This window comes from Novosphingobium sp. THN1, from assembly GCF_003454795.1.
Taxonomy (GTDB): domain Bacteria; phylum Pseudomonadota; class Alphaproteobacteria; order Sphingomonadales; family Sphingomonadaceae; genus Novosphingobium.
The window spans coordinates 509,234-529,695 of sequence record NZ_CP028348.1 but is presented as its reverse complement, the minus strand read 5'-3'; the positions used below and the strand labels follow the sequence as shown (position 1 = coordinate 529,695).

The window sequence follows — 20,462 nt, the reverse complement described above, 5'->3', positions numbered from 1 at the left end:
GCAGGACAGCGAAACGCCGCCGTCAGACCTGGCTGAAGCCACCGTCCATCACGAACTCGGCGCAAGTGACAAAGCTCGCCGCGTCCGAGCAGAGATAGACCACGCCGCCGCCCATTTCCTCTGGCCGGCCCATGCGGCCGATCGGGTGGTTGGCAACGATGCCCTGCATCGCCACCTCGCGCGAAGGTACCGCGCCCAGCTCTACATAACGGTCCATGATCGAATTGAGCATGCCCGTATCGATCCCGCCCGGATGCACCGAATTGACGCGGATGTTGTAGCCGAGCGCTGCGAATTCAGCGCCAAGGCACTTGCTCAGCATCTTCACCGCCGCCTTGCTGGTGCAATAGGCCGCATTGAACGCCGCCCCGCGCAGGCCGCCGACGCTGGAGAAGTTGACCACCGAAGCCCCGCCGGAACGCGCCTTGCCGCCCTCTTTCAGCAGCGGCAGCAGGATCTGCGTGCCGATGATGATCGAATCCACATTGATCGCGTTGACGCGGTGGAAATCGGCAAGCGGCGTTTCCTCGAACTTCGTCACGATCGAATAGCCGGCGTTGTTCACCAGCGCGTCGAGCCGCCCGTACTTGTCCTGCACCAGCGCCGCCACGGCCTGCCAGTCGGCCTCGCTCGTCACGTCATGCTTGAGATAGTGGTCCGCGCCTTCGATCTGCGCCTCGGCGGCCAGATCGGTGGCGATGACTGTAGCGTTGGCCGCCTTCAGCGCCTTGACCAGCTCGCGCCCGATGCCCCCCGCCGCGCCGGTGACGACGGCGACTACATTGTCCAGTCCGATCATTGTGCGGTCCATCCCCCGTCGATCACCAGCTCTGCGCCGGTCATGTAGCTTGAATCCTCGCTGGCGAGGAAGAACGCGGCGCTCGCCAGCTCGCTCGGCTGCGCCAGACGCCCGATCGGCGTCGCGCCAACCACGCCCGCCACCAGGTCATCCGGCTTTTCGGCAAAGCCCTGATCCACCCAGCGCTGGAACCCAGCCTTGAGCAGCGGCGTCTCGACAAAGCCGGGGTGCAGCGAATTGGCGCGGATCGGCGTCTTCTTCTGGGCGAATTCGATGGCGATGCCCTTGGTGAACAGCCGCACCGCGCCCTTGCTGGCGTTGTAAGCCGAAACCTCGTTCATCCCCACCAGCCCCATGATCGAGCTGACGTTGATGATCGAGGAACCGCCGCGGAAGTCCTTGCCACTCTCCGCCATCAGCGGCACGAAATGCTTGGTGCCAAGGAACACGCCGTCGACGTTGATCGACATGATCCGCCGCCAGCCTTCCATCGAGAGGCTCTCGACCGGCCCGGTCAGATCGATCCCGGCATTGTTGACCAGCACGTGGCACTTGCCGTGGCGCTCTTTCACCAGAGCGACGGCACGCTCCCAGTCCTCTTCCTTGGCCACGTTGGCGCTGATGTAGCTCGCGGCCTGGCCGAGACGGCCCATCACTTCGGTCGCGGTGTCGCTGTCCTCGGCGTCGAGGTCCGACAGCACGACTTCGGCACCCTCGGCCAGAAAGCGCTCGGCGCAGGCAAGGCCGATGCCGCGAAGGCCCCCGATACGAAGGCAACGCGCCCCTTCAGGCGCTGTGCAGCAAGTTCCATGTTGCTCAGACCCCCATCATGCCGGCGGTCGTCGCGCCGTCGATCGCGTATTCCGCGCCGGAGATGAACCCGGCCTCGTCGCTCGAAAGGTAGGCGACCAGCCCCGCCACTTCATTGAGCTGGGCCATGCGCTTCATCGGGGCCATGCCTTCGTACATCGCGCGTGCGGCCGCAGGATCGGGCTGCGCGTTCATGATCTGCTGGATCAGTGGGGTTTCCACCACGCCCGGCAGGATCGCGTTGACGCGGATGGCATAGCCCTTCTGCCCGCAATGCACCGCAGCCGACTTGGCCAGCGCGCAAACCGCCGCCTTGGTCACCGAATAGGTCACGTAATTGCCCAGGGGCCGCGTGGCGTTCATCGAGGAATTGATCACGATCGAGCCTTTCGGCCCATCGGGATTGCGCTTCATGCCCGCAATCGCGTTCTGCACGGTCAGCATCACGCCGGTCTGGTTGATTGCAACCACATTGTTCCAGTCGTCGATCGAAACGTCCTCGATGCTGGCATCGCCGCGCTCGGTCCCGGCGTTGGCGAAGGCGATGTCGAGCCGGCCCTCGGCGGCGATGATCTCGTCAATCAGCGCGGGCCAGCTCGCCGCATCCTGCACGCGGTGCTTGCGGAACACGGCGCCGGTCTGGGCGCAGAGCGCCGCCGCCTCTTCCTCCTTCGATCCGGTGAACCAGACCTTGGCTCCCTCTTGCGCCAGGCGCGCCACCGTGGCCGCGCCGATGCCGGTGGTGCCGCCAGTGATCAGGGCGACTTTCCCTTCAAGCCTCTTGGACAATTGTTCTCTCCCGCAAGAATCTGCGTCAGTTTATAGCGTCAGTGGTTACGCGCAGGCGGCAGCCGTGCAACCTATGCTTTCAGCAAGGTGACGCGCGCGCGCAAGGGCGGCAAAACCGGCAGCATTGACCGGAATAAGGGCAAGGAACGAGAGAATGGCTGACAGCGATCCCAACATGGGTGGCGGCAAGGCACGATGCGAGGCGATCAGCTGGCAGGAACTGCTGGCGCAGGATTCGCGCCCCGCTCCGGCCATGCTCACCGAAGAAAGCTACCAGTATCGCGGCTCGGAACCCTTGGCGGCAGAGCGCTACACCTCGGAAGACTTCGCCCGTCTCGAGCGCGAAAAGATGTGGCCCCACGTCTGGCAGTTCGCCGCGCGCGAGGAGGACATCCCCGAAGCCGGTGACTACACCGTGTTCGAGAACGCCGGCCGCTCATGGCTGATCTCCCGCCAGGAAGACGGCAGCGTCAAGGCGATGCACAACGTCTGCCTCCATCGCGGCCGCAAGCTGCGTGACCAGGACGGCACCGCCGACACCTTCACCTGCCCGTTCCACGGCTTTGCCTGGAACAAGGACGGCAGCTTTGCCGGCATGCCCTGTCCGTGGGACTTCAAGCACCTCTCGGCCGAAAAGATGCACCTGCCCGAGGCCGAAGTCGGTCGTTGGGGCGGCTACATCTTCCTGCGTGAGGAGCCGGGCGGCCCCACGCTCGAGGAATACCTCGCCCCGCTGCCGGAATTCTTCAAGCGCTGGCGGCATGAGGAATGCACCACGGTGATCTGGGTGGCCAAGGAAGTCCCGGCCAACTGGAAGGTCACTGCCGAAGCCTTCATGGAAGCCTGGCACACCGTCGTCACCCACCCGCAGTTGCTGCCCTTCACCGGCGATGCCAACAGCGCCTACTGGACCTATGGCGACAACGTGAACGTCAACCACGTGCCGTTCGGCATCATGTCCCCGCACGTCGATCCCAACGGCAAGACGCAGCAGTGGATCGTCGACGAGTTCTGCAAGTACAATGGCCGCTCGGCTGACAACTACGACGCGTCTGGCGATCCTTTCGCCGTCAGCGTGCCCGAAGGCATGACCGCACGCGCCGCATTGGGCGCCGCCATGCGCGCAGGCTACACCGCGCAAACCGGCTACGATCACGATCACGCCACCGACGCCGAACTGCTCGATGGCCTTGTTTACAACGTCTTCCCCAACTTCGCGCCGTGGGGCGGCTTCATGCCGAACATCGTCTACCGCTGGCGCCCCGGAAAGACGCCCGACACCTGCCTGATGGAAGTGCGCATCCTCGCCCGCGTCAAGAAGGGCGATCCCATGCCGCACGGCGTGCCGATGAAGCTGCTCACCAACGAGCAGAAGTGGACCGATGCGCCCGAACTGGGCGTGCTGGGCCACGTCTTCGAACAGGACATGGACAACCTGCCCTATGTCCAGGACGGCCTCCACGCCTCCAAGACCGGCGAAGTCAATCTCGGCGACTATCAGGAAATCCGCATCCGCCAGTTCCACCAGACGCTCGACAAGTACCTGAACGCTTGAGCGGAAAAGGCACCCCCTCCTTGCTCCCCTCCCGCAGGCGGGAGGGGTTGGGGGTGGGCATCCCACGCCAGCGTTTGCAAAAGAACAAAACCGCCAAGGTCAAGCGGCTGCCAGTTCTAGAGGTGATACCAAGTGACTGAAAACACAACGGACGTTCACCCCCCGCGCATCGACTGCGTGTTCGTCTGCGGCGGCGTCTGGCATGACATGGACTTCGCCCGCCTCGAAATCCTCAAGCTGCTGGCCGAGGATCCGGCGATCCGCACCCGCGTGTTCGAGGACTACGAGAACATCGAGGCAATCCGCGCCGCCGACATCCTGATCACCTACACCTGCGACGTCACGCCCTCATTGAAGGCGCAGGAAGCCTTGCGCGATTGGCTGCACGCGGGTGGGCGCTGGTATGCGCTGCACGGCACCAACTCGGTCCTGCGCTTCCTCACCGATGGCCCCAACAAGGACCTGTGGGACGCGCCGCGCTGGGCGCCGCTGATGATGGACCTGCTCGGCAGCCAGTTCATCAGCCACCCCCCGATCGCGCCCTATACGGTGACGGTCGCCGATCCCGATCACCCGCTGGTGCAAGGGGTGGAGCCGTTCGAGACCACCGACGAACTCTATCACATGGAGTACCACGGGGCCCTGCACGTCCTGCTCGAAACAGATTGCACCGTGGAAGGCACCGGCTTTGTCGAGGCGGCAGATGCCATCGGCAAGCATGCCGTCATGTATCTGAAGGACCACGGCAAAGGCGGCGTGCTCTACAATACGCTCGGCCATTGCCGCGGGCACTATGATCTGCAACCGATGCTTGATTGGTGGCCCACGGTCGACCGCTGCGCCTGGGACCTGCCGGTGTTCTACGAGTTGCTGCGCCGCGGCATCGGCTGGCTCAAGGACCGTCCGGCGAAAGCCTGAAATCCCGCATCGGTCCTAAGTCCAATTTTGGCGCGCAGGGGGTCGTGTCACACCTTCCGGGTAAACGAATCCGGGAGAGACAACATGACCACCCTCCGCCTCGCGCTGCTCACCGGCGCCTTGCTGACCGCCACCACCGCGCAGGCCGGCCCCGCCGCTCCGCCCTCAACCTGGGCGCGCTGCGCCGTCTGCCACAGCAACACCAAGGGAGCGCCCGACAAGATCGGCCCCAACCTCTATGGCGTCTATGGCCACAAGATGGGCGTCAAGGGCACCTACAAGTTCTCGGATGCAGTCAAGAAGTCTGGCCTCAAGCTCGATGACGCCACGCTCGACAAGTGGCTGGAAAGCCCGGCAAAACTCGTCCCCGGCAACCGCATGAGCTTCCCCGGCATCAAGGACAAGGCCAAGCGCGCCGAACTGATCGCCTACCTCAAGACGCTGAAGTAGGATGAAATCCTCCCCGTTTTTGCGCAGCACAAACGGGGAGGGGACCGCCGCCGCAGGCGGTGGTGGAGGGGCATGAACCTGACCCCTCCGTGAGTCCTCCGGACTGCCACCTCCCCTTTTGCACTTCATGAAAAAGGGGAGGATCACTTTCTGCCAATAGCCACCGGATCCGCACGCACCAACCCCCGCCCCGCTTCGTGCCAGCCCTCGATCCCTTCCGCAAACCAGTAAACCTCGCCAAATCCGTCGCTGGCCAGGCGCCGGGCCGCATTCCAGCTCATCCAGCAATCGTTGCGGCAGAACACCACCACCGGCAGCGCGGGACGATTTGAGCGGGCCGCCTTCACCGCATTACGCAGGCCCTGCCACAGGACCGCGTCGGCATTCGCGCGCCCGGTTTCAGGGTGCCATGCTGCACCTGGAATCGTCTCATGCTGCGCAACAAGCGTCCACTTCCCGGTCAGCGGATCACGCACGCCGCCTTCCGCCGGCAGCACATCGATGAACAGCGCATCGACCCCCGGTCTGAGGCGAAGCGCCGCTTCCAGCGTGATGGCAGCGGCCGGTGTCGGCAGGCGATCAACCGGAGCGCGATAGCGTGCCGTGCGATACCCCGCAGTGTCGAACAGTTGAGGGGAGTTGCGGCAGAGTCATGGGCCTGCGCCTTAGAGTTGCCGGGGAGTTGGAAAGCGGCGAAAATCGCCAGGCTAAGCGCCAGATGCCTTGATTTCACGGCCTTTTCCGCTCCCTACTCCTTATTCCAAGGTCCAATATGCTCGCTCGGCCAATGCGCGCATAGTGTGCTTTGGGAGAATGCGCATGAAGGCAAAGCTGACAATCGCCGCCCTCTTGATACCGGTCGCAGCACCGGCGCTGGCGGCGCCTGCAGATCCGCTGCACTCGCCAATGTGGGAACACCACGCCGCGCGCCTGTTCGGCAAGGACGCCGTGGTGTTTGATGATCGCGTTGCCGTCCGCATTCCCGAAATTACTGAAAACCAAAGGGTTTTTCCGGTCACTGTGGATGCCCGCGCCTTGCCCGACGTGCGCCGCATCGTGCTTTTCGCCGATCTCAACCCCATCCCCGTCGCCGTGGACTACACGCCCACCGGGGCCGAACCCTTCCTCGCCACGCGGATCAAGCTCGACCAGCGCACCCCGGTCCGCGCGGCGGTACAGACGCAGGACGGCACGTGGCACGTCGGCGGATCGTGGATCGACGCCGCAGGCGGCGGCTGCTCGGCCCCGCCGGTCAGCCGCGTGAAAGGGGACTGGGCGGACCATCTGGGCGAGGTTCGGGCGGGGCAATGGCCTGAAAAGGCTGGAGAAACACGCCTTCGCCTGACCTTCCGACACCCGATGGACACCGGGCTGGTCGAGAACATTCCAGCCTATAACATCGAACGGCTGACCGTCCGCGATGCCAGCGGCAAGGCATTGGGCCAGATGCAGATTTTTGGCTCCGTGGCGGAAGACCCGGCCTTCACCCTGGTGGTCAAGGCAACCGGCACGATCAGCTTCGAAGCCCGCGACAGCGCCGGCCTGGAGTTTCCCGGCAAGGTGGGTGCGTGAGGCTGGACCGCAGGGCGCTGTTGCTGGCCGGACTGCTCACCCCCGCTGCCGCCTTTGCCGAGAAATTTGCAGGCAAATACAATCCCGTGGCCGAGCAGATCGCGGACGGTCTGTGGATGGTGCGCGGCACTGACGAGGCCATCGCCTTTGCCAACGGCGGCGCGATTGCCAACAGTGCGATCATCGCGACAGACGCGGGCGCAGTGCTGTTCGACCCCGGCGTATCGCGCGAACACGGCCTTGCGCTGGGCGCGATGGCGCAGCGGCTGACCGGCAGGGCGGTGAGCCGCGTCTACATCAGCCACCTGCACCCCGACCATGCGATGGGCGCGGCGGCGTTCGATCCGGCCTTGGTCCACGCCCTGCCCGCCACGCGGGCTGAGCTGGAGCGTGATGGCGAAGGCTTTTCGGACGCGATGTACCGCCTGCTGGCCGACTGGATGAAGGGAACGGCAATCGTCCTGCCGCAAGGCGATGTCACTGAAGGACAAGCGCAATTTGGCGGGCGCAGCTTCCGTCTGCTGGCGCTGAAAGGCCATTCCGGCGGCGATCTGGCACTGCTGGACGAGGCGACCGGCACGCTGATCGCAGGCGACCTCGTGTTTCACGATCGCGCCGCATCGACGCCGCACGCCAGCCTGCCCGACTGGCGCGCCTCGCTTGGCCGGCTCGCCGCGACGCCGCACAAGCTGCTGCTGCCGGGGCACGGGCCGATCGACCGCGATGGCGCCGCAATCGCGCAGACCCGCGATTGGCTCGACTGGATCGACGCGACGCTGCGCGATGCGGTGACCAGGGGCCTCGACATGAGCGAGGCTGGGGACATTCCGATTCCTCCCCGGTTTTCAACGCTCAAGGCCGCGCGCTATGAATTGCAGCGCAGCGTCTCGCACTTCTATCCCGGATTGGAAGCGGAACTGCTGCCGCGCTTGTAATCAGAACTCCGCCCTGAGCGAAACCGTCAGCCTGCGCGGGGCGCCGGGGGCGTAGGCGCGGGGGTTTTCGGCACCGGGGGCTTCGGCAAGGTCTATCTCGTCAACTTCGCTGAAAGTGCCGAAGGTGGCATAGCGCTTGTTCAGCAAGTTGCGCACTTGCGCGACAAGGCGAATGCCCGGCGCAAGGCTGACCGCGCCATCGAGATCGAACACCGCATAGGCGGGCGTGCGCGGATTGTCGTTGCCCTCGTCGCCGGCGAGATACTGGCCCGAGCGGGCGCGCATCGTGATACCGGCAGACCAGCTCCGCGCCTCCCGCGCAAGGCGCAGGTTGAGGGCGTGGCGCGGCGCGGCAGGCAGCTGGTCACCGCGCGCGACCATGATCGTGCCCTCGTCATCGGCCGCCGGGTTCGACGGGCTCGACATGGTGAAGGCATCGCGCAAGCGCGCATCGGTGAAGGCAAAGGCGGCGGACGCGTGCCAGCCGTCGTGCCGCCATTCCGCCGAGGCTTCGATGCCCTGCCTGCGGGTATGGCCGAGATTGGCGAAATAGGCCCGCCCGCGCACGCTCGAGGCTATCATGCGGATATCGTTGCTGGTTTCAGAGCGCCACAGGTTGATGCGCCAGGCCAGCATCTTGCCGGTTGCGCTCAGGCCGCCATGCCAGTTGGTTGCCGTCACCTGCCTGAGCGGCGGATCGGCGATGAAGAAGTTTGCAAGGGTGCAAGGGGCTTCCGGGTCGGCGCAGCTCAATTCCGCAGGGGTGGGATTGCGGCTGGTCAGCGAGAAACCGGCGGTGGCATGAAGGCCGGTGCCAAGGGCATAGTCGAATTCGACCGAAGGATTGAAACGATCGAAGCTGTGACGACCGTTCAGCGCGGTGCCCAACTGGTCTTCCATCACCACGCGGTTGTGCGAATAGCGCGCTCCGGCCTCGACCGAGAGCGCCCCGGTCAACGGCATCTCGAGGTTGGCGAAGAGGGCGAAATCGTCGAGCTTGGAATCCAGCGACACCGGCTGGATCGCCCCTTCGGCCGAGATCAGCGGCAGGCCGAGATCCTCGACCGAGCGATCTTCTTCCAGCTCGCCAAGATCGGTCTGGGCGGCAAAGCGGGTGCGGGCATGCTCCCACGTGCCGCCGAGCGCAATGCGACGCGTGCCGAGGTCGGTTTCGACGGTGTCCAGCCATTGCAGCGTGGCACCATAGGCCTGCGTGCGCTCCTTGCCGCGATTGAACACGGCAGGATCGTCTCCTGCGGCGTCCGCGGCAACGGGACTGCCGCTGGAAAACAGCGGATCGCTGTAGCTGTCGTCCTCATCCTCGACGCAGAGCTGCGCCGGGTTGGCATCGCAAGGGCCGAAATCGGCAAGGTCGCCATTGGCATTGCGACGATCAAGGTACTGCCAGTGGGCGCGCAGTTCGATGCGGGAGGTTTCGCCGATAGGCAGCCAGGGCGCTGCGACCATGCGGGCAAAGCGGGTGCGGGTGCTGTCTGGCCGGGTGAACACGGCATCGTATTTCGCATCGAGCAGTTCGACCGGCGAGACGCCGTTGCCGGTAAGATCGGTCGAAGCACCCAGGGCGGAGAGTTCGATGCCCCAGCCCTCGCCCTGATGAATGCCCTTGGCAAAGCCGCGATAGAGCGTCGACGGACTGGCCACGCGCCAGCCTTTGTCATGCCGCGCTTCGAACGCGACGAGCAGGTTGCTTTGCGCGGTGCCGGTGCCATAGCTGACCGCGCTGCCAGCCATCCCTTCGCTGTCAACATCGCCCTGGCCGCGCAGGCCGGACAGGGTCACGCCGTCGCCGGTCTGGACGAGCACCGATCCCGCCAGCGCATTGCGGCCGAGCACCGGGTTGGCATCGTTGACCTGCGCGGCAACGAGCACCGTATCGGGCACGAGATCCAGCAGAACGACATCGCCGAACGGCTGGTTGAAGCGGACGCCATCGAGATAGACGGCAATGCCCTGCTCCATGCCCTGAAGCGCACCGGCGGAGAAGCCGCGCCAGTTCAGCGTTGCCTGCCATGGATTGCCAGCGGCCTCGCCCAGTGTCAGGCCGGGAATGGCGCGTTCTAGCGCGCGGCCGAGATCGGCGCGGCCCGAGGCGTCGATAGCCGCAAGGTCGAGCGCGCGGGCCTCGTCAAGGTCAATCGTGCCGCCGGGGGCATTGACGACGATCTGCGGATCGTTCTGAGCAAGAGCGGGTGCGGAACCGGCAGCGAACAGCAGCGGGATCAGCTTGCGCATCATCAGATCTTCACCCTCACCCCTGCCCAGAGCGTGCGCGGATTGCCAAGGTCAATCGAGCCGCCCGAATTGCGGGTGACGATCTCGGTATCGAACAGGTTTTCCGCGCGCAGGACCAGGCTGATCCCACGGGGCAGCGGCACTTGCGCGAACATGTCGAGTGTCGTCGCGGCCTTCAGGCTGTCGCTCTGGAGGTCGTCCTCGTACTGCTGGCCGACGTGGCGCAGGGTGGCCGCAACGTCCCAGCCTTCGGCAGGGCTAAGGCCGAGCGTGGCCGAGGCGGCGAGGCGCGGGGTCTGTGCCGGGCGCTTGCCGGTGAGGTTCGACAGCGGACTGTTGCGCACTTCGGCGTCGGTCCATGCCAGCGAGCCATCGAAGCGGACAATGCCCACCTCGGCATGCGCTGCCGCTTCGATGCCGCGTGCGCGGATCTGGTCGACATTGCGGCGCTGGCGCAGGTTGGTGCCGATGGTGACGTTGGCGATGGCGTTCTCGACCCGGTTGTCGAAACCGGTGACCGACAGGCGGATGCCATCGGCGGGGTGAGGTCGATGCCCGCCTCAAAGCCCTTCTGCTTCTCGTTGCGCAAGGCCGCGTTGGCCTGCGTGGTGACCGGGAAGACGGTGAACGGGCGGTAGAGTTCGTTGAGCGTCGGCTGGCGCAGGCCGGTGTAGGCCGCCGCGCGCAACGCGATCATGCTGCTGGCCCGCAGCACGGCACCACCGCGCCAGGTGACCGTCCAGTCAGTCTGCGTGGCGTAATCGGTGCGGCTGGTGACAGTGCCTGCCGTGTTGCGCACTTCAAAGTAGCCGTCGGCGATCACGGTGCGATCGGCGCGCAGACCGCCGGTCAGCACGAGCTTGCCCAGCGTCAGGTCGTTCTCGGCATAGAAGCCGAGGTCGGTGTTGTTGCCCCCTGCCCGGCGACGCGCGGTAATCGCGCCGGTGGCGGCGCTGATCGCGTTTTCCTTCATCGTGCCCGAGGCGCGGCGCCAGTCCACGCCAAGGCGCAGCACGTCGTTCCCGCCCATCGGCGGGCGCAGCTCGAACTTGCCGCCGAGCCCTTGGGCAGGCGTATCGTATTGATCGAGCGTGGGTTTGAAGCTGGTGGCGGAGACGACGATGTTGTCGAAATTGCGCACCTGGACATAGGCCAGGGCATCGAACTGCCAGTCGCCGCGGCCGACGAGGCGCAGGCTGGCGTCCTGTCCTTCGCTGGAGGTGGTGGCGCCCTTGAAGCGCAGCAGGCGGTCGTCGCGATAGACCAGCGCGCGGGCTTGCAGTTCGACCGTATCGGTCAGCGGGGCGACGGCGCGGACTTGTGTGGACCACGATTCATAGCGGGCGCGGACGGTGGCGGGGACGCGCTGCGCCTCAGGCGTGGTGAAGAAGCCCTTGCCGCGATCCCAGCGGCCGGAGACGACAGCGAAGCCCGAGCCGAGGCGGGGGGCGATGCTCAGGGCTGCTTCGGTCTCGCCGCGCTGGCTGGCGAGGAGCTGGGCGTTGACGAGGCCGAGTTGATCGGGGCCTGCGCTTTCGAGTTCTATCGTGCCGGACAGCGCGCCGGCGCCGAACGGGCCGGAGCCGCCACCACGCGTGACGCGGATCGCGCCGAGCGTTTCAGGCGCGAGCGCTGGCAGCGGGACATAGCCGAAGAACGGATCGGCCATGGGCACGCCATCGAGCAGGACCAGCGCGCGGCTGGTGGCGTTACCGCCCAGCGCGCGCAAGGTGACGCCCTGCGCCGAGGGGTTGGACGAGCGGCTGTCCGACCGGCGGAACTGCTGGAACCCTGCGACGGAGGTCAGCACATCCTCGATGCGGCCCGAGGCCGAAGTGGTGATGGCATCGCGGCCGATCTCGACGCTGGAATAGGCGGGCGTACCGGGCGTCTTTTCGAGACCGGTGCCGGTGACGACGATCTGGCCGCCGGGGCCTTCATCGGCGAAAGCCGGAAGCGCGGTCGATGCGAGGGCGGCTGCGGCCAAGAGGCTGCAGGCCTTGAGAAACTTGGTGTCGTCCATCTGCTGCGACTTTCCGGATGACGATGTGAAAAGAGGTATGTCGGCGGCGGTAAGAGAGGAGATTTTCGCCGCCGACAAGGGTGGACTTTCGTATCGGATGTTAAGTTTTTGAAACCCAGGTCAGAAGAACAGGATTCCGCCAACCGCCAGCGCGTCGCTCTCGGCCTTGTTGCCCGAGTGGGCGACCGCCTTCGAATGCACGTATTCGCCGATCAGCGTGACCCACGAGGTCAGGCCATAGCGGACCTGGCCGACGTAGCTGGAGTTCACGTCGAGCAGGTTTGGATTGGCGAGGCGATCGGTGTTGCTGGCGTAATCGAGGTGGCTCTCACCATAGCTGCCGCCGACCGAGACCTTGCCGAAGGTGGCCAGCGCCTGGGCGTAGAAGCCGCTGGAATCGCGCTTGGCGATGCCGGAGCCGGTCTGCGGAAGGCCGGTGTCGAACAGGCCGAGCACGGTCGTGCCGAGGCCGCTGGCGGTGTAGTAGTAGCCGGTCGCGGTGACCGGGCCGACCGTCACCTTGCCGCCGAAGTCCACGCCGCTGCCGGTGTAGCTGCCGCCGCCGACGATATCGTGCTTCTGCGTGATGCCCGATACCCAAAGGCGCGCGGCGACGTCGCCGAACTTGCCGTCATACGTGACCTTGCCCTGGAAGCCGGGGGCCGAGTTGCTTTCGGCCGGGCCGGTGAGCGAGGACAGTGGCTGGAACACGCCGACCGACGCCTGCAGGCCCTTGAGGTTGGGCGTGGTGTAAGTGATCTGCGGCTGGAAATCGGTATAGATGTAGCCCACGCCGATGCGGCCCAGCGTGGTGTTGCCGGGCGCGACGTTGTTGCCGGGCGTGCCCGAGGACAGCAGGGTGATATCGTTGAGAATGCCCTCCGACCCGAACAGGCCGATATCGCGGCCGATCTTGAAGGTGCCGACATTGGGCTTGCCGAAGGTCATGTAGGTCTGGCGGAAGTCGATGCCGGCGGTGGCAAGGGCGGTCGGCTGGCCGCCGTTGTTGGCGCCCAGAGCGCCCCAGGCGGTCGAGTTGATGCCCGGGTACATGCCGAAGGTGGCGCCGACATCCCAGCCCGACTGCTGGGTCGCGACCGAAACCTTGAGGAAGCCGGGGAGCAGGCCGTTGCGGATCGCGCTCGAATTGTTGGCGCCGACGCTGGCGATACCGCCGGTGACCGCGGTGCGGGCGGTTGGCGTGGCGGGATTGTCGTGGACGTAGAAGCCGTTGACCGAGCCCGAGAAGGTGATCGTGGCCGGGCCGACTTCGAGGCCGATGCCGGATGCGGCCATGCGGACCATGCGGCTGGAATCGACGGATTCGGTGGCGCGGGTCATGGTATCGCCAGCAGGGGCGGCGCCAGATGCAGCGGGGGCAGGCGAAGGCTTGTTCTCTTCGGCCAGCAGCTCGGCATATTCCTCGTCGGAGAGGATGCCCTTTTCGTGCAGGCGCTTGAGCAGTTCGGCCGTGCCGGCGTAGGCGGGCGTGGTCGCAATCGCCATCGTGGCGAGCGCAACCGAGGCGCAAAGCGCCTTCTTGATGTTCATGTCTGGTCCCCTCCGTGAAAGGTCGTGTCGATTATTCTGCGACTGAGCGGGGACAATGCTGCGCGGAAACAAACTGCGATATTGGACTTTGGGCGTTGGACTTTGGGATAATGACGAAGGGCAATCAGCGCCCCAGCGCGACGCCCCAAGGGCCGCTGCCCGCCGGAATTGTGGCGGTGACCTGCATCGCGGCGATGTCGACGAAGGAGACGGAATCGCTGGCGCCGTTGGCGACGATGGCGCGGGTACCGTCCGGGGTTATGGCGAGATGCCAGGGGCGATCTCCGACCTTGACGTAGCCGCGCACCTTGCGGGTAGGAACGTCGACCACGGCGATGCTGTCAGCCCGGCCGAGGGCGACGATCGCCGTCTTGCCATCGGGGGTGAAGCGGATGCCGCAGGGCATGACCTTGTAGGCCGGCACGCCGGGCGGCGCGAAGGTCATGGTCTGTTCGATGGCCCTGGTTGCGGTGTCAGCGATCTGGACGGTGCCGGCCATCTCGGCGGCGATCCACACCTTGGCGCCGCTGCCTTCGAATTCGATATGGCGCGGGCGGGCGTCGGTTTCCATCTCCTCCACCACGCTGCGGGTGGCAAGATCGATCCAGGCGACGGTGTTGTCCTCCTCGCTGGTGACGAGCAGCCATTTGCCGTCGGGACTTTGTGCGACGCCTTCGGGCTCGTTGCCGGTGGCGACCTGCCAGGCGACCTTGCGATTGGCGAGGTCTATGGCGGTGACCGCGCCGTTGTCCTCGTTGGCGGCGAACAGCAGGTCTCCGGCGTAGGCGGGGAAGAACTGTTCGGGGTCAGCGCCCGAAGGCAGCGCGGCAATCAGCGCGCCGGTGGCGGGATCGCGCAGCTCGACCGCGTTGTCGGCACTGGCGGCGACGAGCAGGGCCTTCCCGTCGCGCGTCATGGCGATGCCACGCGGGCGATTGCCAACCGGCCATTCCGCCTCGACGGTGCCCTTCTCCACGTCGATCACCGTCACGGTCGAGGACCGCTCGTTGCTGATGTAGGCGCGCGTTGCGTGTGCGGCAGGCGCAAGGGTGGTGCCGAGCAGCAGCGCCGCTGCGAATGCCTTCAGTTGTCTCTCCATGTTGCACACAATAGCGCGCGCGCAGGCCTGCATAAATTACACCTTGGTCTTGTACCATGGTTCAATTTGAAGGTGCGCGGCAGCGCGATAAGCAAGGGGCACTATCGGGGCGGACGATCATCCGGACCCGTGTCGCAGAGGATGACTGATGATCAAGATCTCCAAGGGCCGTGCCGCCCTGCTGGCGGCGGCTGCGCTCGCCACCGGCGCCATCGCATCGAGCCTTTCCGCGCATGGCAATGTCACGCCGCAAGCGGTTGACACTTCGGCCCTGCCCGACCTCGTCGGCGGCAACGACGCCTGGGTGACGGTAAACCCCTATCGCGGCAACGAAAAGGCGTTGGAAATCGGTCAGTCCGCCTATGGCCAGAATTGCGCACGCTGCCACGGGCTCGACGCGATCTCGGGCGGGATTGCGCCTGACCTGCGCTACCTTGAAACCGGCGACAGCGGCGACGAATGGTTCGTCCAGCGCTTCCAGCACGGCTCTTCGCGCGATGGCAAGGTCTACATGCCGCCGTTCGGCGAAGTGCTGGGCCAGAAGGCCGGATGGGCGATCCGCACCTGGATCGAATCCAAGCATACCGAAGAGTGAGCCGGATGCGCGCCAGCAGGCGTTCGTTCCTGCAGGGGCTGGCGCTATCCGCGCTGGCCGCGTCGTCCAATGCCATTGCCGCACCGCTTGAGAAGGTCAAAGACCTGGGAGTCCTTCGGGTCGGACTCTATGCGGACAACCGGCCATGGTCGTGGAACCAGGACGGCAAGGTGGCGGGCATCGATGCGGACATCGCCCGCGCGCTGGCCGATGCGCTGGGCGTGCGGGCCGACTTGCAGCTGTTCCTGGCGGGCGAGGACATTTCGGACGACTTGCGCAACGTCGTCTGGCGCGGCGGGCTGCTCGGCTTCCAGCCCTGCGACGTGATGCTGCACGTGCCGTTCGAACGGCAGTTGATACAGCAGGAAGACAACGTCGTGTTCCTGGCGCCCTACTACCGCGAGACTTTTGGCGCGGCCTGTTCGCGCGATGGCGGCAACTGCGAGGCGGTGCCGGCGGCGTTCAAGGGGCACAAGATTACCGCCGAACTCGCATCGATCCCTGATTTCTACCTACTGGGCCATGCGGGCGGCGTCCTTGCCAAGGATCTGATCCACGTTCCCAACGGCTATGACGCGCCCGCCGCGCTGGTGGATGGCAGCGCCGACTTCACCGTGGCGACCACTGCGCAGATCGAGGCGGTCGTCGCCGACTACCCCGAGGCCGGGATCAAGGTGCGGAAAGGGCCGCTGCCGATGATGATGTCGCCGGGCTGGGACATCGGCATCGCGGTCAAGGAAAACTCGCGCAATTTGGGCTTCAGGCTTGAGGAAGTGCTGGAGCAGATGATTGGCGACGGGCGCATGGCCGCGCTGTTCAAGCGCCACGGCGTGACCTGGAGGCCTGCGCTCTCCGCGCAATCCTGAACGGTCAGCTCGCACCCGCCATCCTTGATCGGCGGGCCAACGGGGGACGGGAACACCGACTGCGACCGGTGTTCCCCGAACCGTTTTTTGCTGCGGTCATGCTGCGCTATATCTACAGCTTGGAATGCCCACCCCCGCCCCCTCCCGCCTGCGGGAGGGGAGTGAGAGAACTGCGCTTCTGCCCCCTTCCTGCAAGCTGGAGGGGCTGGGGATGGGTACGGGCGCTCCGCTCTTATCCCAAGGTTCAATTGTGCGCACAAGCGCAACCGATAGGCTCACAGCGACGATCGGGGATCAGTGGCGAACCGGGGGGATTCCCGCATGACCGCACTCCATCGCAGAACAAGACCCATAACAGGAGGGACAGGATGAAGCGGCGTTTTTCAATCGTGCTGGCAGGCCTTGCAGCCGCAACCAGCCTTACCGCAGCACCGGCACTTGCCGGCGGCCCCACCAGCGCCGACATCGTCAACGATGCAGCCACGCCCGGTGACGTGATCAGCTATGGCATGGGCCCGCAGCAGCAGCGGTTCAGCACGCTCGACAAGCTCAACACCAGCAACGTCAAGAACCTCGTGCCGGTGTTCGCAGCATCGCTTGGCGGTGAAAAGCAGCGCGGCCAGGAATCGCAGCCGCTGGTCTATGACGGCACGATCTATGTGACCGGCTCCTATTCGCGCCTGTTCGCCTTCGATGCGCGCACTGGCGAGAAGAAGTGGGAATACAACGCCCGCCTGCCCGAAGGCATCATGCCCTGCTGCGACGTGGTCAACCGCGGTGCAGCGATCCACGGCGACAAGGTGATTTTCGCCACGCTCGACGCGCACCTCATTGCGCTCGACCGCCACACCGGCAAGGTGATCTGGAACAAGAAGCTGGCCGACTACCAGGCCGGCTATTCGGCCACGGCCGCGCCGCTGATCGTCAAGGACATGGTCATCACCGGCAATTCGGGCGGCGAATTCGGCATCATCGGTGAAGTTTCGGCGCGCAACGTCGAGACCGGCGAGCTGATCTGGACGCGCCCGACCATCGAGGGCCACATGGGCACGCTGGCCGGCAAGCCCAGCACCATGACCGGCAAGCTCAACGCATCGTGGACCGGCGACCTGTGGAAGACCGGCGGCGGCGCGACCTGGCTGGGCGGGACCTATGACCCCGAAACCAACCTGCTGTTCTTCGGCACCGGCAACCCCGGCCCGTGGAACAGCAACCTGCGCCCGGGCGACAACCTCTACACCGCCTCGACGCTGGCGATCGATCCTGACACCGGCGAGATCAAGTGGCACTACCAGACCACGCCGCATGATGGCTGGGACTTCGATGGCGTGAACGAGTTCATTCCGTTCGACGCCACGGTGAAGGGCAAGCCGATGAAGCTCGGCGCCAAGGCTGACCGCAACGGCTATTTCTATGTCCTCGACCGGACCAACGGCAAGCTGATCAGCGCCAACAAGTTCGTCATGCAGACGACCTGGGCCGATGGCATCAACCTGAAGACGGGCCGCCCGAACTTCATCCCGGCCAACCGTCCGGGTGCGCCGAACGGCGCGGAAAAGGGCACGACCGTGTTCGCCAGCCCTTCGTTCCTCGGCGGCAAGAACTGGATGCCGATGGCCTATTCCAAGGATACCGGCCTGTTCTATGTGCCTTCGAACGACTGGGGCATGGACATCTGGAACGAACCCATCGCCTACAAGAAGGGCGCGGCCTATCTTGGCGCTGGCTTCACCATCAAGCCAATTGCCGAGGACCACATCGGCGCTCTGCGCGCGATGGACCCGGCCACCGGCAAGATCGTGTGGGAATACAAGAACAAGGCTCCGCTGTGGGGCGGCGTTCTGGCCACGCGCGGCAATCTGGTGTTCACCGGAACGCCCGAGGGCTACCTCAAGGCCTTCGACGCCAAGACCGGCGCGGAACTGTGGAAGTTCCAGACTGGTTCGGGCGTGGTCGGATCACCGGTGACCTGGGAGCAGGACGGCGAACAGTACGTCGCCGTCATGTCCGGCTGGGGCGGCGCGGTGCCGCTGTGGGGCGGCGAGGTTGCCAAGACCTTCAAGGAAATCAGCCAGGGCGGTTCGCTCTGGGTGTTCAAGCTGCCGAAGTAATGTTTCCCCGGAGCGCCGGACCCTTTTTGCGGGTCTGGCGCTCCATCCCCTCCCCGGGTAGATGACTATGAGCAACACCGTCGCACTTACAGCAATCGCAGCCGATAGGGGAGCGCTGCCATGGCAGAAAACGGATCGCCAGATCGCGTCTTGATCGTGGACGATCATTCGCTGGTGCGCGACGGGCTGCGCTCGATCTTCGACGATGCCTTTCCTGATTGCACGATCCTTGAGGCCGACAGCCTCGAAGCCGCGCTTAGCGCACTGGCGCAGGAGGGCGACGTCGACCTCGTCCTGCTCGACCTCAACATTCCCGACGTTTCGCACCTGTCCGGCCTCGAAGCCCTGCGCGACCGCTTCCCGGCGACGCCGGTGGTGATGGTCTCGGGCGTGACCGACCGCAAGGTGGTGCGCGATGCGCTGGCGGCGGGCGCGGCGGGTTTCGTACCAAAGAGCCTGAAGCGCGCGGCAATCCTCGACGCGCTGAACCAGGTGCTTTCGGGCGAGATCTACATGCCGGAACTGGAAGGCGATGATTCGGCCGCCGCCGAAGAGGACGCGATCCGCAGCCGGATCGACAGCCTGACCCCCCAGCAGCGCGTGGTGCTGGGGCACCTCGTCGCCGGGCGGCTGAACAAGCAGATCGCCTATGAACTCGACGTCTCGATGACGACGGTTAAGGCCCATGTTTCCGCGATCCTGCAGAAGATGAACGTCTTTTCGCGCACGCAGGCGGTGATCATGGCCGGCAAGGTGGGGTTCAAGGGGTAAACGGTCACGTTCGGGCAATTGCGCTCCGCACCCGGTCTGGCAGATTGGCGCGGGGGAGAATGCCATGCTGATCGAGATACCGTTGACGCTGCCGTGCGGCATCGTGATACCGAACCGCCTTGCCAAGGGTGCGATGACCGAGGGGCTGGCCGATCCATCGGGCAAGCCGACGCCTGAGCTTGACCGGCTCTATGGCGTCTGGGCCGATGGCGGCGCGGGGCTGCTGATTACCGGCAACGTGCAGATCGATGGCGACCATCTCGAGCGGCCCGGCAACGTCATCGTGGATCGCGCGCCCGATGCGGCGATGCAGGCGGCGCTGGCGCAGTGGGCCAAGGCGGGGACGCGCGCCGGCAACCAGTTGTGGATGCAGATCAGCCACGCCGGGCGGCAGACGCAGAGCGTGGTGAACCCGCATCCCAAGGCGCCATCGGCGGTCAAGCTCGGGCTTCCGGGCGGGCAGTTCGGCGAACCGGTGCCGCTTGAGGAAGCGGAGATCGTCGAGCTGATCGGCCGATTTGCCACTTGTGCGAAGGCCGCGCAGGAGGCGGGCTTTGGCGGAGTGCAGATCCACGCCGCGCATGGTTACCTCCTCTCGCAGTTCCTCAGCCCCCGCAGCAACCAGCGCACGGACCGGTGGGGTGGATCGCTGGAAAACCGGGCGCGCTTCCTGATGGAGACGGTGCGCGCGGTGCGTGACGCCGTGGGTGCGGGGTTCGGCATTTCGGTGAAGCTCAACTCGGCCGATTTCCAGCGCGGCGGCTTTGCCTTTGAGGACAGCCTGCAGGTGGCGCGCTGGCTGGAGGAGGCGGGCGTTGACCTGCTGGAGGTTTCCGGCGGATCGTATGAACAGCCGGCGATGATGGACATGGAGGGGCTAGATCCTTTCGAGCGGCCTGATGTTCCGGCTTCGACTGCGGCCCGCGAGGCCTATTTCGTCGATTTCGCCAAGGCAATGAAGGCGAGCCTCACGAGGATGCCACTGATGGTGACGGGCGGTTTCCGCAGCCGCGCGGCGATGCAGCATGCGCTGGAGACGGGCGCGGCGGACCTGATCGGTATCGGGCGGCCGTTGTGTGGCGCGCCTGACGCCTGCCGCGACTTGCTTGCCGACCGAGCCGACCTGCCGCGCTTCGAGACGAGCCTGCGCCTGCTGCCCCCTGCCCTGCGCTGGCTGGAGAAGTTCGACGCGGTGCGCACCATCGCCGGCTTCGGCGTACAGATGTGGTACTATGCCCAGATCGACGCGATCGGGCGGACGGGCAAGCCTGATCCGGGCAAATCGGTGTTCTCCTCGCTCTTGCAGGTGCAGAGCCAGGCGAAGGCGTGGATGAAGGCGCGGTGGGCGCGTTAGGGTCCAAACTC

17 protein-coding genes and 3 pseudogenes are annotated in these 20,462 nt (G+C 65.5%); 10 read left to right on the top strand and 10 right to left on the bottom strand.

Annotated elements, in window-relative coordinates:
• Positions 1-22: 22 nt before the first annotated feature.
• The 3 genes and pseudogenes from C7W88_RS19540 to C7W88_RS19530 all read right to left on the bottom strand — a co-directional run bounded on the left by C7W88_RS19540 (position 23) and on the right by C7W88_RS19530 (position 2,398).
• Positions 23-799, bottom strand: coding sequence for an SDR family NAD(P)-dependent oxidoreductase (locus tag C7W88_RS19540; RefSeq protein WP_118075206.1), 777 nt, complete (start codon positions 797-799; stop codon positions 23-25).
• Positions 796-1,610, bottom strand: a pseudogene (locus C7W88_RS19535) (SDR family NAD(P)-dependent oxidoreductase). Before C7W88_RS19535 ends, C7W88_RS19540 begins: the two are co-directional and overlap by 4 nt.
• Before the next feature lie 5 nt (positions 1,611-1,615).
• On the bottom strand, positions 1,616-2,398 hold the full coding sequence (locus C7W88_RS19530) for an SDR family NAD(P)-dependent oxidoreductase (RefSeq protein ID WP_118075204.1): 783 nt from the start codon (positions 2,396-2,398) through the stop codon (positions 1,616-1,618).
• 154 nt (positions 2,399-2,552) lie between these two features.
• Between C7W88_RS19530 and C7W88_RS19525 the strand changes: the two genes are divergently transcribed.
• From C7W88_RS19525 to C7W88_RS19515, 3 genes are all read left to right on the top strand, one after another.
• Entirely contained in the window at positions 2,553-3,953 is a 1,401-nt protein-coding gene (locus C7W88_RS19525) for an SRPBCC family protein (protein ID WP_118075203.1), read from the top strand.
• Positions 3,954-4,085: 132 nt separating this feature from the next.
• A complete protein-coding gene (locus C7W88_RS19520; protein ID WP_118075202.1) occupies positions 4,086-4,871 on the top strand; it encodes a ThuA domain-containing protein in 786 nt (261 codons plus the stop codon).
• An 84-nt stretch (positions 4,872-4,955) separates the two neighbouring features.
• Positions 4,956-5,321 carry a cytochrome c family protein gene (locus tag C7W88_RS19515; protein WP_118075201.1) on the top strand — a complete coding sequence of 122 codons (366 nt, stop codon included), beginning with the start codon at positions 4,956-4,958 and terminating at the stop codon, positions 5,319-5,321.
• A 143-nt stretch (positions 5,322-5,464) separates the two neighbouring features.
• Here C7W88_RS19515 and C7W88_RS19510 read toward each other — a convergent pair whose 3' ends face one another.
• Positions 5,465-5,950 carry a rhodanese-like domain-containing protein gene (locus tag C7W88_RS19510; protein WP_118075200.1) on the bottom strand — a complete coding sequence of 162 codons (486 nt, stop codon included), beginning with the start codon at positions 5,948-5,950 and terminating at the stop codon, positions 5,465-5,467.
• A 184-nt stretch (positions 5,951-6,134) separates the two neighbouring features.
• Between C7W88_RS19510 and C7W88_RS19505 the strand changes: the two genes are divergently transcribed.
• Together C7W88_RS19505 and C7W88_RS19500 are read left to right on the top strand one after the other, a co-directional pair.
• Positions 6,135-6,893 carry a quinoprotein dehydrogenase-associated SoxYZ-like carrier gene (locus tag C7W88_RS19505; RefSeq protein ID WP_118075199.1) on the top strand — a complete coding sequence of 253 codons (759 nt, stop codon included), beginning with the start codon at positions 6,135-6,137 and terminating at the stop codon, positions 6,891-6,893.
• Positions 6,890-7,828 (top strand): quinoprotein relay system zinc metallohydrolase 1, encoded by a 939-nt coding sequence (locus C7W88_RS19500; RefSeq protein ID WP_118075198.1) that lies wholly within the window; start codon positions 6,890-6,892, stop codon positions 7,826-7,828. Before C7W88_RS19505 ends, C7W88_RS19500 begins: the two co-directional genes overlap by 4 nt.
• On the opposite strand, the gene C7W88_RS19495 is transcribed toward C7W88_RS19500, so the two are convergent.
• From C7W88_RS19495 to C7W88_RS19480, 6 genes and pseudogenes are all read right to left on the bottom strand, one after another.
• Entirely contained in the window at positions 7,829-10,084 is a 2,256-nt protein-coding gene (locus C7W88_RS19495; protein ID WP_240345117.1) for a TonB-dependent receptor, read from the bottom strand.
• Positions 10,084-10,224, bottom strand: coding sequence for a hypothetical protein (locus tag C7W88_RS24955; RefSeq protein WP_370073285.1), 141 nt, complete (start codon positions 10,222-10,224; stop codon positions 10,084-10,086). Before C7W88_RS24955 ends, C7W88_RS19495 begins: the two co-directional genes overlap by 1 nt.
• Positions 10,225-10,236: 12 nt before the next feature.
• Positions 10,237-10,566: pseudogene (locus tag C7W88_RS24950) on the bottom strand (TonB-dependent receptor domain-containing protein); the annotation flags it as partial.
• A gap of 113 nt (positions 10,567-10,679) precedes the next feature.
• Positions 10,680-12,104: pseudogene (locus tag C7W88_RS19490) on the bottom strand (TonB-dependent receptor plug domain-containing protein); the annotation flags it as partial.
• 120 nt (positions 12,105-12,224) lie between these two features.
• A complete protein-coding gene (locus C7W88_RS19485; RefSeq protein WP_118075197.1) occupies positions 12,225-13,655 on the bottom strand; it encodes a porin in 1,431 nt (476 codons plus the stop codon).
• Positions 13,656-13,779: 124 nt separating this feature from the next.
• The gene (locus C7W88_RS19480) at positions 13,780-14,754 is read right to left on the bottom strand and encodes a PQQ-dependent catabolism-associated beta-propeller protein (protein ID WP_118075904.1); all 975 of its coding nucleotides are present in this window, start codon (positions 14,752-14,754) and stop codon (positions 13,780-13,782) included.
• 148 nt (positions 14,755-14,902) lie between these two features.
• Here C7W88_RS19480 and pedF point away from each other — a divergent pair, with 148 nt between their 5' ends.
• From pedF to C7W88_RS19455, 5 genes are all read left to right on the top strand, one after another.
• The gene (gene pedF / locus C7W88_RS19475; protein ID WP_118075196.1) at positions 14,903-15,349 is read left to right on the top strand and encodes a cytochrome c-550 PedF; all 447 of its coding nucleotides are present in this window, start codon (positions 14,903-14,905) and stop codon (positions 15,347-15,349) included.
• 5 nt (positions 15,350-15,354) lie between these two features.
• Positions 15,355-16,215: an ABC transporter substrate-binding protein gene (locus C7W88_RS19470; RefSeq protein ID WP_118075195.1), complete on the top strand. Its 861-nt coding sequence runs from the start codon at positions 15,355-15,357 to the stop codon at positions 16,213-16,215.
• A 368-nt stretch (positions 16,216-16,583) separates the two neighbouring features.
• Entirely contained in the window at positions 16,584-18,326 is a 1,743-nt protein-coding gene (locus tag C7W88_RS19465; protein WP_118075194.1) for a methanol/ethanol family PQQ-dependent dehydrogenase, read from the top strand.
• A 120-nt stretch (positions 18,327-18,446) separates the two neighbouring features.
• Positions 18,447-19,097: a response regulator transcription factor gene (locus tag C7W88_RS19460; RefSeq protein ID WP_168904913.1), complete on the top strand. Its 651-nt coding sequence runs from the start codon at positions 18,447-18,449 to the stop codon at positions 19,095-19,097.
• Between the two features lie 64 nt (positions 19,098-19,161).
• Positions 19,162-20,451 carry an NADH:flavin oxidoreductase/NADH oxidase family protein gene (locus C7W88_RS19455; protein WP_118075193.1) on the top strand — a complete coding sequence of 430 codons (1,290 nt, stop codon included), beginning with the start codon at positions 19,162-19,164 and terminating at the stop codon, positions 20,449-20,451.
• Positions 20,452-20,462 lie beyond the last annotated feature (11 nt).